Source organism: Rhizobium indigoferae, assembly GCF_034554815.1.
Lineage (GTDB): Bacteria > Pseudomonadota > Alphaproteobacteria > Rhizobiales > Rhizobiaceae > Rhizobium > Rhizobium leguminosarum.
Genome location: NZ_CP140635.1, coordinates 4,038,340 through 4,050,136, shown reverse-complemented (window position 1 = coordinate 4,050,136; position 11,797 = coordinate 4,038,340). Strand labels below are relative to the sequence as shown.

14 protein-coding genes are annotated in these 11,797 nt (G+C 61.4%); 7 read left to right on the top strand and 7 right to left on the bottom strand.

The annotated features are described in order from the left end of the window. Positions 1-24: 24 nt before the first annotated feature. Positions 25-807 carry a DUF3108 domain-containing protein gene (locus U5G49_RS19990; protein WP_018448115.1) on the top strand — a complete coding sequence of 261 codons (783 nt, stop codon included), beginning with the start codon at positions 25-27 and terminating at the stop codon, positions 805-807. Between the two features lie 30 nt (positions 808-837). Continuing rightward, positions 838-1,728 carry an aromatic amino acid exporter YddG gene (yddG, locus tag U5G49_RS19985; protein ID WP_193444660.1) on the top strand — a complete coding sequence of 297 codons (891 nt, stop codon included), beginning with the start codon at positions 838-840 and terminating at the stop codon, positions 1,726-1,728. A 3-nt stretch (positions 1,729-1,731) separates the two neighbouring features. Here yddG and U5G49_RS19980 read toward each other — a convergent pair whose 3' ends face one another. Next, on the bottom strand, positions 1,732-2,154 hold the full coding sequence (locus U5G49_RS19980; RefSeq protein ID WP_112905395.1) for a cupin domain-containing protein: 423 nt from the start codon (positions 2,152-2,154) through the stop codon (positions 1,732-1,734). Continuing rightward, complete coding sequence (gloB, locus tag U5G49_RS19975; protein WP_018243794.1) at positions 2,154-2,924, bottom strand: hydroxyacylglutathione hydrolase; 771 nt, start codon at positions 2,922-2,924, stop codon at positions 2,154-2,156. The genes U5G49_RS19980 and gloB overlap by 1 nt, the downstream gene beginning before the upstream one ends. Before the next feature lie 53 nt (positions 2,925-2,977). Here gloB and U5G49_RS19970 point away from each other — a divergent pair, with 53 nt between their 5' ends. The 4 genes from U5G49_RS19970 to U5G49_RS19955 all read left to right on the top strand — a co-directional run bounded on the left by U5G49_RS19970 (position 2,978) and on the right by U5G49_RS19955 (position 6,440). Then, a complete protein-coding gene (locus U5G49_RS19970; protein WP_018448111.1) occupies positions 2,978-3,769 on the top strand; it encodes a class I SAM-dependent methyltransferase in 792 nt (263 codons plus the stop codon). A 225-nt stretch (positions 3,770-3,994) separates the two neighbouring features. Beyond that, the gene (gene hisC / locus U5G49_RS19965) at positions 3,995-5,092 is read left to right on the top strand and encodes a histidinol-phosphate transaminase (RefSeq protein WP_018243793.1); all 1,098 of its coding nucleotides are present in this window, start codon (positions 3,995-3,997) and stop codon (positions 5,090-5,092) included. Further along, entirely contained in the window at positions 5,089-6,012 is a 924-nt protein-coding gene (locus tag U5G49_RS19960; protein ID WP_018243792.1) for a prephenate/arogenate dehydrogenase family protein, read from the top strand. The genes hisC and U5G49_RS19960 overlap by 4 nt, the downstream gene beginning before the upstream one ends. Positions 6,013-6,020: 8 nt before the next feature. Continuing rightward, positions 6,021-6,440, top strand: a complete 420-nt coding sequence (locus U5G49_RS19955; RefSeq protein ID WP_130718070.1) for a GNAT family N-acetyltransferase — start codon at positions 6,021-6,023, stop codon at positions 6,438-6,440. 105 nt (positions 6,441-6,545) lie between these two features. Here the strand turns inward: U5G49_RS19955 and U5G49_RS19950 are convergent, their stop codons facing one another. Beyond that, positions 6,546-7,562 carry a DUF2125 domain-containing protein gene (locus U5G49_RS19950; protein ID WP_193444661.1) on the bottom strand — a complete coding sequence of 339 codons (1,017 nt, stop codon included), beginning with the start codon at positions 7,560-7,562 and terminating at the stop codon, positions 6,546-6,548. A gap of 51 nt (positions 7,563-7,613) precedes the next feature. On the opposite strand from U5G49_RS19950, the gene U5G49_RS19945 reads away from it, so the two are divergent. After that, positions 7,614-8,156: a gamma-glutamylcyclotransferase gene (locus U5G49_RS19945; RefSeq protein WP_193444662.1), complete on the top strand. Its 543-nt coding sequence runs from the start codon at positions 7,614-7,616 to the stop codon at positions 8,154-8,156. A gap of 87 nt (positions 8,157-8,243) precedes the next feature. Here U5G49_RS19945 and U5G49_RS19940 read toward each other — a convergent pair whose 3' ends face one another. The 4 genes from U5G49_RS19940 to ftsE form a co-directional block, all read right to left on the bottom strand. Beyond that, the gene (locus U5G49_RS19940) at positions 8,244-9,041 is read right to left on the bottom strand and encodes a lysophospholipid acyltransferase family protein (RefSeq protein ID WP_193444663.1); all 798 of its coding nucleotides are present in this window, start codon (positions 9,039-9,041) and stop codon (positions 8,244-8,246) included. Positions 9,042-9,218: 177 nt separating this feature from the next. Beyond that, entirely contained in the window at positions 9,219-9,929 is a 711-nt protein-coding gene (locus U5G49_RS19935; RefSeq protein WP_018243787.1) for a YdcF family protein, read from the bottom strand. Positions 9,930-10,002: 73 nt separating this feature from the next. Continuing rightward, positions 10,003-11,016, bottom strand: coding sequence for a cell division protein FtsX (locus U5G49_RS19930; protein ID WP_018243786.1), 1,014 nt, complete (start codon positions 11,014-11,016; stop codon positions 10,003-10,005). Then, positions 11,009-11,668, bottom strand: a complete 660-nt coding sequence (gene ftsE / locus U5G49_RS19925) for a cell division ATP-binding protein FtsE (RefSeq protein WP_003543317.1) — start codon at positions 11,666-11,668, stop codon at positions 11,009-11,011. The genes U5G49_RS19930 and ftsE overlap by 8 nt, the downstream gene beginning before the upstream one ends. Positions 11,669-11,797: the final 129 nt, after the last annotated feature.

Sequence of the window (11,797 nt, the reverse complement as noted above, 5' to 3'; positions counted from 1 at the left end):
CGCAGCAAGACAAGGCTTTTTTCCATGGCTCATTCGGGCAGACGGATTTTCATTTCGGCCATCGCCGCACTTCTTGCCATACCGGCATCTGCGGCCGAAATCCAGCATCGGACGGAATACCGTGTGGCGCTCGCCGGCCTGCCGATCGCGCGCGCCGCCTTCCTGACGCAGATCGAGGACGATCACAGCTACAAGATCGCCGGCGACATCAATTCCTCCGGTCTTGCCGATCTCATCACGACGATTTCGGCGAAGACCAGCGTCACCGGGGTCGTGCGCAATGACAGGCTGCAGGCGCTGAAGTACTCACTCTACTACAAGAGCGGCAAGAGGAAGGCCCGCGTCTACGAGGTCAGCTACCGCAACGGCAACATCATCTCGGCGACGACGACACCGATGCCGAAGCGTCCGAAGAACTGGATCGACGTCACGCCACGCGACATGCGCTCGGTGCTCGATCCGATCTCCGGTCTGGTCTTCACCGGCGATACCAAGGTCTGCTCGCAGACGCTGCCGATCTTCGACGGCGAGACACGCATGGATCTGGTGCTGTCGCCGAAGGGCGACGAGGATTTTTCCACCAATGGCTTCAAGGGCAAGGCTGTTGTCTGCGGCGTGCGCTTCGTGCCGCGCTCGGGCTACAAGAAGGGCCGCAAGGACATCGACTATCTGAGCAAGAGCGACCGCATGGAAATCTGGTTTGCCAAGTCGGACGCGGCAAATGTATACGCTCCTGTCTATGTGCGCATTCCAACCGAATATGGAATGGTGACGATCACTGCCGTCAAATACGGCAGCAACAGCTGACGGGGCTTCTGTCTCCGTGAAGGGGGACAGGTGAAGCTTCGCGCGACGTTGATCGGTTTTACGGCCATCCTGATGTGGTCGTTCCTGGCGCTGTTGACGGCTGCCTCCGGCAAGATGCCGCCGTTCCAACTTTCAACCATCTGCTTTGCGATCGGCAGCATGCCCGGCCTCGTCGTGCTTATCCTCAACCCCGCGCGGCTGGCGCTGCTGAAGCAGCCGGCCAAGGTCTGGGTGACAGGTATTTCAGGGCTTTTCGGGTATCATTTCCTCTACTTCACTGCGCTCCGGAACGCTCCGGCGGTGGAGGCGGGGCTGGTCGCCTATCTCTGGCCGCTGTTGATCGTCGTCGGTTCGGCGCTGCTGCCGGGCGAACGGCTGCGCTGGTATCACCTGGCGGGTGCGCTTGCCGGGCTTTGCGGCACCTTCCTGATCGTCGGCCGCAACGGTATCGATTTCGACGGCGCCTATGCCGTCGGTTACGGCGCGGCCTTTCTCAGCGCTTTCACGTGGTCCGGCTATTCGCTGCTGACGCGCCGTTTCGACGCCGTCTCCACGGATGTCGTCACCGGCTTCTGCCTTGCGACCTCCATCCTGTCGCTCTTCTGCCATCTCGGCCTGGAGACGACCGTCTGGCCGGAAACCGGCTTCGAATGGGTCGCCGTCATCGGGCTCGGGCTCTTTCCGGTCGGGGCTGCCTTCTACGCCTGGGACTACGGCGTCAAGAACGGCGACATCCAGATCCTCGGCGCGGCAAGTTACGCAGCACCGCTGCTTTCGACGCTTATTCTGGTGCTGTTTGGATTTGCCGAGCCGAGCTGGCGCATTGCCTTGGCTTGCCTGCTGGTGACCGGCGGGGCGGTGCTGGCTGCCCAGGAGATGTTTCGCCGTAAAATTCCGGCACAGTCCGCGGCCGCGGAATAGGCTTCAGCTGCCGGGCTTCCAATCGGGCGGCGCCATCTCGAAGCTTGAAAATTCGAAGCCGGGCGAGACGGTGCAGCCGACCAGGGTGAAATCGCCGAGAGTTTCGGCCGATTGCCACCAATTGGCGGGAATGATCGCCTGCGGCCGCTCGCCGGCTGGAAGATTCGTTCCGAGCGTCAGGGTCTCGCTTGCCGTTCCGTCTTCCGAGCGGTGCAGCGAGAGCGGCGCGCCGGCGTAATAATGCCAGACCTCGGCCGCATCGTGGACGCGATGCCAGTGCGAACGCTGTCCCCTAGTCAGCAGATAATAGATCGCCGTCGAGTGGCCGCGTTCTCCGCCCGCCGTATCGCGGAATGTCTGCACGTACCAGCCACCTTCGGGATGCGGCTGCATGCCGAGTTCGCGGATGATGTCCTCGGGCGACATCAGAAATTGTCCTTGCGCTTGCGGATCTCGGCAAAGACTTCCTCGTTCGTCTTGCCTTCCATCAGCAGATTGCGGCGGATCGCCGGGTCGGCGGCGCGCAAAAACGGGTTGGTTTCCTTTTCCAGCCCCAATGTCGTCGGGATGGTGAATTTGCCGTCGGCGCGCAAAGCTTCGATCTCGGCGGCGCGGCTCTTGAGGCGCTCATTGTCGGGATCAACAGTCAGCGCGAAACGGGCATTAGACAATGTGTATTCATGTCCGAAATAGACGGCGGTCTCATCGGGCAGCACGGCAAGCTTCTGCAGAGAATGCCACATGTCGGCAGCCGGGCGTTCGAACAGCCGGCCGCAGCCCAGCGCAAACAGCGTGTCGGCGGCAAACAGCAGCTTATCGTCGACAAAGTGATAGCAGATGTGGCCGGCGGTGTGGCCGGGCGTCTCGATGACGTTGACCGTGTGATCGCCGAAATGGAAGCTGTCGCCATCGGCCATCGTCCGATCGAGGCCGGGAATGGCGATGGCCTCGTTGATCGGGCCGATGATCTCGCAGCCGAATTGCTCCTTCAGCGCCAGATTGGCGGTGACATGATCGGTGTGATGATGAGTGGTGAAGATATGGGTGATTTTCCAGCCGCGACGTGTCGCCGCTTCCAGGATCGGCGCCTCCTCCGGCGCATCGATCGCCGCGGTAAAACCTGTCTCCGGATCGTGCACGAGAACGCCGAAATTGTCGGTGCGGCACAGAAAAACGTCTAATTCCAAAGGTTTCATCGTCCAATAATCCCTTATCCCAGGAGTCTCGCGGAAATGTAGAGGTTCCGGCCTTGAAGTCCAACCGCCCGCTGATAACATTTGTCGCAATGCACGCCGATATCGTCGACCTACGCCAATTCTATCACTCCGAGCTTGGACGTCTTGCCGAGCAGTCGATCGCCATGGCGCTGTCATCGCTCTGGGTGCGGCTGCCGCAGGAGCGCCTGGTGGGACTCGGTTATGCCGTGCCCTTCCTCGACCGTTTCCAGGCCGATACCGAGCGCACCTTCGCTTTCATGCCGGCCGGGCAGGGCGCGGTGAACTGGCCGATGGGCTCGCTCTCGACGACGGCGCTGATTTTCGACGAGGAACTGCCGCTGCCGGATTCCTCGATCGACCGGGTGCTGATGGTGCATTCGCTGGAATTCGCCGAAAGCCCGCGCGAGACGCTGAAGGAGCTCTGGCGGGTGCTGGCGCCGGGCGGACGGCTGGTCATCGTCGTGCCGAACCGGCGCGGCGTCTGGGCGCGCATGGAGCATACGCCCTTCGGTTCGGGCCGGCCCTATTCCCGTGGTCAGTTAACAAATCTGCTGCGCGAGACGAACTTCACACCGGGCGCAACGGCTGAAGCGCTGTTCTTCCCGCCCTCTAAGCTCAGGACCATCCTGCGGCTTCGCCGCGCCTTCGAGCGGATCGGCCGAACATTGTGGCCGGCCTTCTCGGGCGTCATCATCGTCGAAGCGCAGAAGCGGCTCTATCAGGGATTGCCGGTGGCGGCGCGGGCCTCCCGCCGCGTCTTCGTGCCGGTTCTCGCACCGCATGGCGTGCCGACCACACGCACTACAGCGCCGCGCGTCTTTTGAGACGCGCAAAGGACGCTGTAGCACTTTGAATTGCTGCATAATTTTATCCTTAAATCGATTCCGATTTTAAGGAATTATGCAGTAGATGACGTCGCTATCGGCGGTCTCCAACTGCTTGTGTCACGCCCATACCTCTCGACAACAATCGCATTCCGCTTTAATGCCACTTGGTGTTTTTCAGCCCGGATTTCCGGCAATTCCAAGGTCGAACCCATGAGCGTTGAGATGAGCAAGCCCGTTCCGCGTCCCGGTATTCTCGATATCGCAGCCTATGTGCCGGGCAAGGAACATGCGCCGGGTGTTGCCCGCGTCTACAAGCTTTCGTCCAACGAAACGCCGCTCGGCGCCAGCCCGAAGGCAATCGAGGCCTTCAAGACGGTTGCCGACAATCTGGGGCGTTATCCTGACGGGCAGGCGATCGAACTGCGCGAGGCGATCGCCGCCGTGCACGGTCTCAATCCGGCAAACATCCTCTGCGGCAACGGTTCCGACGAGCTGCTCGGCCTGCTCTGCCATGTCTACCTCGGTGCTGGCGACGAGGGCATCATCACCGAGCACGGTTTCCTCGTCTACAAGATCCAGATCCTGGGCGCGGGCGCCACGCCTGTCGTCGTCAAGGAGAAGGACTATACCGTCGATGTCGATGCGATCCTTGCCGCGGTGACCGAGAAGACGAAAATCGTCTTCATCGCCAATCCCGGCAATCCCACAGGCACCTATGTTTCCGTCAGCGAGATCCGCCGCCTGCAGGCCGGACTGCCGAAACATGTCGTCCTCGTGCTCGATGCCGCCTATGCCGAATATGTGCGCCGCAACGATTATGAAGCCGGCATCGAGGTCGTATCCTCCAATGCCAACGTGGTGATGACCCGCACCTTCTCGAAGGCCTATGGTCTCGCGGCGCTGCGCGTCGGCTGGATGTATGCGCCCGTTGAGATCGTCGATGCGTTGAACCGTGTGCGTGCGCCGTTCAACTTGAACGCGCCGGCAATTGCCGCCGCTGCCGCTGCCATCCGCGACCAGGCCTTCATCCAGCAGGCCGTCTCCTTCAACCAGATGTGGGTGGAGACGCTGACCCAGGCGCTCGAAGCGATCGGGCTGAAGGTGACGCCGTCCGTCGCCAATTTCGTCCTCATCCATTTCCCCGAGATCGACGGCAAGCGGGCCGCGGATGCCGACGATTTGCTGACCAGCCGCGGCTACATCCTGCGCGCCGTGCGCGGCTATGGCTTCGCCAATGCGCTGCGCATGAGCATCGGTCCTGAGGAGGCAAATCGCGGCGTGATTGCCGCGCTCACCGAATTCATGGGACATCAGGCATGAGCGTGCAGTTCGATCGGATTGCGCTGATCGGCATCGGCCTGATCGGCTCTTCGCTTGCCTACGACATCAGGCGGCTTGGTCTTGCAAGGGAGATCGTTGTCGCCACACGCAGCCCCGATACGCTGAAGCGCGCGGAAGAACTCGGCCTCGGCGACCGCTACACGACGTCTTCGCAGGATGCCGTCAAGGATGCCGATCTGGTGATCGTCTCGGTGCCGGTCGGCGCCTCGGAAAGTGTGGCGAAGGAGATCTCGGGAAGCCTGAAGCCCGGGGCTGTTGTCACCGATGTTGGCTCCACCAAGGCTTCTGTCATTGCGCAGATGCTGCCGCATATGCCTGATAATGTGCATTTCATCCCCGGCCATCCGCTGGCCGGCACCGAAAAATCCGGCCCGGATGCCGGCTTTCCCGGCCTCTTCGAAGGCCGCTGGTGCATCTTCACGCCGGTCGCCGGCACCGACGAGACGGCGCTGAAGCGGCTGCGCAGCTTCTGGGAAGCGCTGGGCTCGAAGGTCGACGAGATGGATGCGGAGCATCACGACAAGGTGCTCGCCATCGTCTCGCACCTGCCGCATATCATCGCCTACAATATCGTCGGCACAGCCGACGATCTGGAGACGGTGACGGAGTCTGAGGTCATCAAATATTCCGCCTCTGGCTTTCGTGATTTCACTCGCCTCGCTGCCTCCGACCCGACCATGTGGCGCGACGTCTGCCTGCACAACCGCGATGCGATCCTCGAAATGCTGGCGCGCTTCTCGGAGGATCTCGCCTATCTGCAGCGCGCCATCCGCTGGGGCGAGGGCGACAAGATCTTCGAACTCTTCACCCGCACGCGCGCCATCCGCCGTTCGATCGTCCAGGCCGGCCAGGATGTCGACGCGCCTGATTTCGGTCGTCATGCGCTGGACAAGAAGTAGCCGCCGCGATGGTGGAGGTGGCACGTGCCGGCCGGGCGGATATTGACTGGCTGGTTCGCGAGGATGCCAGCTCCGGTGAGGCATGGGTATCGCGCTGCGTCGCGCTCGGCGAATATCTCCTTGCCTGGCAGGCCGGCGAGATCGTCGGCTTCCTGCGCTTCTCCCGCTTCTGGGGCAGGGTTCCCTATATGGAAATGATCCGCGTCCTGCCCGAGCATCGGCGGTCGGGCGTTGGAACGGCGCTGTTTCTCGCCTGGGAAGAAGCCATGCGCGGCGACGGCGCCCGCCTGCTGATGACGTCGAGTGAATGCGACGAAAGCCGACCTCAGGACTGGCATTGCCGCAACGGATTTTGCGAAACTGGCGCCATCGAGCTGCCCGGCCTGCAATCGGTGCCGGAAGTCTTCTTCGTCAAGCGAATAGCCTGAAGCGCATCGCGTCGAACCGGAATCATGCGACGCGCGTCAGGCTTTTTCCTATTTCCTATGCATCCCGTTATCCCAAAACCGCTGGACACTTTTGGGCGAGATGCATCAGATCGGCGGAATCCGGCCGAGCGGGATGAAACCACTGACGGTGGCATTGCCACGATCGACGACGAGATCGACGGAGACCTTGTCGCCGCCGCCGGCGAGCGCCTTCAAGAGCTTCGTTGCTGTGTTGACGGTCGAGGTGATATCCGGAAAGGCCTGTTTCAGGCTGTCGCCCCAGGGGCCGAGCTGTTCGATCTCCAGCTTGAATTTTCCCGAGAGGAAGCCCTGTTCGTCGAAGGAGAAGGGGCCGGTGAGCGTCATCACCTTGCCATCGCCGATGTCGGCGACGATGCGGCGCAGTTCACCGGTGGTGCCATTGAGGCCGCTTCGGTCGCTGCCGTCGATCAGGCCGGCCTTGCCGGCGACGGTCAGATCGATGCTGGCAGACATTTTCGGAAAGATCTGCGGCCAGTCCTTGATCGCCGCGTTGGCATCCTGCACGGAGATCGCGCCATCGAGATCGGCGCCGTTCTGGCGCAGATGGATTTCGGTGCGGGCGGCATCGAAGCTGATGGTCTGGCCGGTGTAGGAGGAGACGGCCATCGCCTTCAGACCCTCGATGACGGTCGAGCTGCGGTCGACGCCCTGCAGCCTGGTTGCAAGACTCGCCTGCAGGTTCGTCCATTGGGCCGAGATCGAAAGCCCGTTGGTGGTGCGGATTTCGGCCGGCGAATCGAGTTCCCAGACGATATTGCCGGGCGCATAGACCTGTGCTGCCGAGCGCAACGCGCCGAAGGTGGCGGAGACGCCGTTGACATTGTCGTCGACGTCGATCTTGGAGCAGAACAGGCCGATGCGGAAGGGATAGCCGCGGAATTCGATATCGGAGCATTCGCCGCTGACGCCTCCCTGATCGCGCGGCGCGATCGCCTTCAGCACCGTGGTCTTCAATGCTGACGCCGCATAGAACCAGCCGCCGGTATAAAGCGCGATCACCAGGAGGACGCCTCCACCCAGCAACCAGAATTTCTTACCGCTGCCGGATTGGCTGCTGCCGGATTGGCTTGACGCTGCCATGATGTTCTCCAATGGTGAATCGCAAATGTGATTCCCGGTCTGGCGTGCGATATGGACGAATTTTGGGTGTTTGGCTACGGTTCGCTGATGTGGAATCCGGGCTTCGAGTTCATGGAGCGGGCAGAGGCCCTGGTCTACGGCTACAGGCGTTCGCTTTGTGTCCGCTCCTTTGTCCATCGCGGCACCCGCGACAATCCGGGCCTGGTTCTCGGCCTCGACAGGGGGGGCGCCTGCCGTGGCATGGCTTTCCGCATTTCGCCTGAAAAATGGGATGAGGTGATCGATTATCTTCGCGCCCGCGAGCTGGTCACCAATGTCTACATGGAACGCCGGGTCCGGCTGCAGCTTGCCGGCCGGCGCCGAGTGGAAGCGGTCGCCTACATCATCGATCGTGATCATGAGCAATATGCCGGCGCGCTGGATGCGGTTGCGGCGGCACGGGTGGTGAACGAAGCAGAAGGCCAGTCAGGTCCGAATGATGCCTATGTCTTCAATACGCTGACGCATCTGAAAGAGATGGGCATTCGCGACCATTGGCTGGAGCAGGTCGTCAACGAAGTGGAGCGGCTGCGCGCCGTCTGCATAACTCCTTAAATCGGTATCGATTTAAGGAGTTATGCAGCCATTCAAAGTGCTGCAGGATCCCTTGCGGCTCTCGAAGAGACGCGTGGCGCTGCAATCTCAGGCCGTCGCAGCGTTCAATTTTCGCAGCTCCGCCAGCCTTTCTATCGCCGTCGGCGGGAGCGGCAGATGCGGATTTCGTTCGACGGTTTCGAGCAGAAGCTCGTCGCTTGCTCGCTCCGATATCTCGATCAGATGGGCGAAGAAGGCGTCCGGATCCATTCCCGGCATGATCGGCGGCAGGATTCTCACTTTGAAATGACCGGGATAACGACGAATGCTCCGCCGCGGCCAGAAGAGACCGGGATGCATGGCGACCGGCACGACGGGGAGGTTAAGGTCGCGGTACATGCGGGCGATGCCGTATTTATAGACCGGCTCCGCGCCCGGCGGGCGGCGGGTGCCCTCGGGATAGATGATGAGCTGGCGGCCGGTCGAAAGCTCCTGCTTCGTGCGTTTCAGCACCTCCACCATCACCTTGCCGCGGGCGCCGCGATCGACCGGGATCATGCGCTGTTTCTTCGCATACCAGCCGAAGAGCGGAATCCACATCAGTTCGCGCTTCAGGATGTAGACGGGATCCTTCAACCAGGGCAGCAGCGCGTAGGTATCCCAGAAAGACTGGTGCTTCGGCGCCAGGATATAACTGCCTTCAGGCAGGTTCTCCAGGCCCTCGATCTCGAAGGTGGTGCCGACGATCACTCGCATCAGCCAGTGGTTGGAGCGCGCCCAGTTCTTCGGGATCGCATAGGCGATCTTGCGCGGCACCGCGAAATAGTAGGGTGAGAGCACGATCATCCGGATGATTAGGTTGGCATAGAAGATCGTGTTGAAGAGAACGGAACGCAGGGCGATCATGAAACTTTCCCGAGGCATGCTCACGCGACCGGCCTACACGATATTGCCGGTCATAAAAAGCATTTGATGACGCCCTGATGTAAAAGCCTAGAGCAATTCCAGCAAAAGTGCGCAGCGGTTTGCGTCCGGAATTGCGCAAACGCAAAAGATTGCGCATGTCCTATCGGACGCGCGGCTCTATTGCTGACCGGACGCATTTGCCGAGCGCAGCCCGGTGTGGCGGCCGAAGCCGGTGATGTTGCGGGCGCCGGCCAGCAGCACTTTCGCATATTCGGCAAGCATGACGCGCATCGCATTCGGGTCGGTGAACCAGTTGCTGCTCTTCAAATCCGAATTGACCACGGGATAAGCGATGAACTCGATGTCGGGATCGACATAGGAGAGTTCGGCGAGGCTTCGCGGCATGTGGTAATTGTTGGTGACGATCAGAACGCTCCGGTATCCCTTGGCGTGGATCCAGTTCGAAGCCTCCTCGGCATTGCCGATCGTGTCGATCGCATCGTAGCCGATATCGACACAGCAGGAGAAGAGATCGGCCGAGCCTTGCGTCATCTTGCGGATCTGTGCCGGTGTCGTCGTCGGGTGGACGCCGGAAATGAGCAAGCGTTTGCCGGCACCCTTCTGCAACAGCTCCACGGCCTGGTCGATGCGCTGGTAGCCACCCGTCAGGACGACGATCGCATCCGCCTTCGGCTCGGCCGGCGGCCGGAGCGTCGTCACCGAATCGGCAAAACGCAGAAAACCGCCGAACACCAGGGCGATTGCCAGCAGGCAGGCAAAGCCGCCCCAGCGCAGCAGGCGGCGGATCGGCCCGCGCCGCGGCGGCAGACCCACCGGGCGATCAAGCTCCGGGCCCTGATGAATCGGGTTGGGTGTCGTATGTCCCATGGTCATGAATCGTGATTATACGCTGATTGCGGCGCAGAACAGACGCTTTCATGGCAAAACGGCCCGGTCACGATCAACTTCCGATGCCGTCGGTGCGTGTCGGGTCCGAGCGCAGTGTATCGATTTCGTAGATCGTCCGCATGACGGTCAGCCGCGCGGTGAAGGTGGTGAGGAGCGCGATGACAATCATCGTTGCGAAGATGCCGGCATAACCGAGCACGCCGACGGAGAAGGTGCCGAAAAGCGCGGTCGCCTGGTCCGTTTCCGGGGTGGCGAGGGTGCGGCTCTGCCAGAAACCGGCGGTGGCGAAGAAGAGAGCGGCAAGCGCGCTGCCGATCGCCGAGCCCTTCAGGCTGATCTTCAGGAAATGCTTCTGGAATTCGGTGGCGACGAAGGAGCTTTCGGCGCCGACGAAATGCAGCACTTCAACGACGTGACGATTGCCCGACAACGCGCCGCGCGTAGCGAAGACGACGGTAAGCACCATCGCCGTGAAAACCAGGAGCAGGATGCCGGTGCCGATCATCACAGTCGTGTGCGCCATGGACACCAGCCGGTCGACCCAGGTGCGGTGATCGTCGAGGCTGGCCTGCGGGATACTGTCCTTGAGCAGCGCTCGCATCGAATCGAAATCCGGCGGATTGCTCTCGTCGATGGTAATGATGACGAGACGGGGAACGGGCAGATCCTTGAGATCGAGACCGGGGCCGAGCCAGGGTTCGAGCAGGCGAGCGGTCGCCGCCTCGTCGACGATCTGGCCGCTCTTGGTGCCGACAAAGGTCAGCGCCAGGTCGCGCGCCTGGGTCAGCGCCTTCTCCATGTCGAGATTGTCGTCCGGCTTGATCTGAATGGTGATCTCGCGGGAGATCTGGCTCTCCCAACTTGCCGCCGTCGAGCGCACCATGCTGACGCCGCCGAGCGTCAGGCAGGCGAGAAAGGCCATGATTGATATCACCACCATCAATGCACTGCCCTGGATGTTGGAAGGCGGCAGGATCGGCGCGGTCGGACGCACGCGCAGTTCCGGCCGCTTCTGCTGGATCTTGGCCGACGCCTTCTCGGGGTTTCTGGACGGGGGCTCAGTCATAGATATCGAGATGCCCCTCTGAGAGGATCATGCGGCGGGCTTCCACCTGTTCCATCAGCGCCAGGTCATGGGTGGCGATCACGACCGCCGTGCCGAGGCGGTTCAGCTCGAGGAAAAGATTGAGCAGGCGCTTGGCCATCGGCGGATCGACATTGCCTGTGGGTTCGTCGGCCAGCAGCACTTCCGGCCGGTCCATCAGCGCCCGGGCGATTGCGGCGCGCTGCTTCTCGCCGCCGGAGAGCACGGGCGGCAACACATTGATGCGTTCGCCAAGGCCGACCCATTTCAACAGTTCCAGGACATCGGTCTTGTAGGAGCTCTCATCCTTGCCACGTACCCGTAAGGGCAAAGCGACATTCTCATAGGTTGTGAGATGGTCGAGGAGGCGGAAATCCTGGAAGACGATGCCGACGCGGCGGCGCAGAAGCGGCAGTTCGGGGCGGGGGATTTCGGAAATATCGCGCCCGAACATGCGGATCAGGCCGCGTGTCGGCTGCAGCGACATGAAAAGCATCCGCAGTAGCGACGTCTTGCCGGCGCCCGATGGGCCGGTCAGGAACTGAAAGGATTTCTTCGGAATGTCGAAGGTCAGGTCCCGGAGGATTTCCGGGCCCATGCCATAGCGCAAACCGACATTCTCGAAGTGGATCAACGGGCAGCTCAGTCTGTTGTGGGTTTCACCGCACGACTTGTTAACCAACACCGTTAACAGCCGGTAAATTTTGCTGGAAAGACGCCCGTTTGATGGCGATCTTTGCGAAGCATTAACCATTAAAATTTA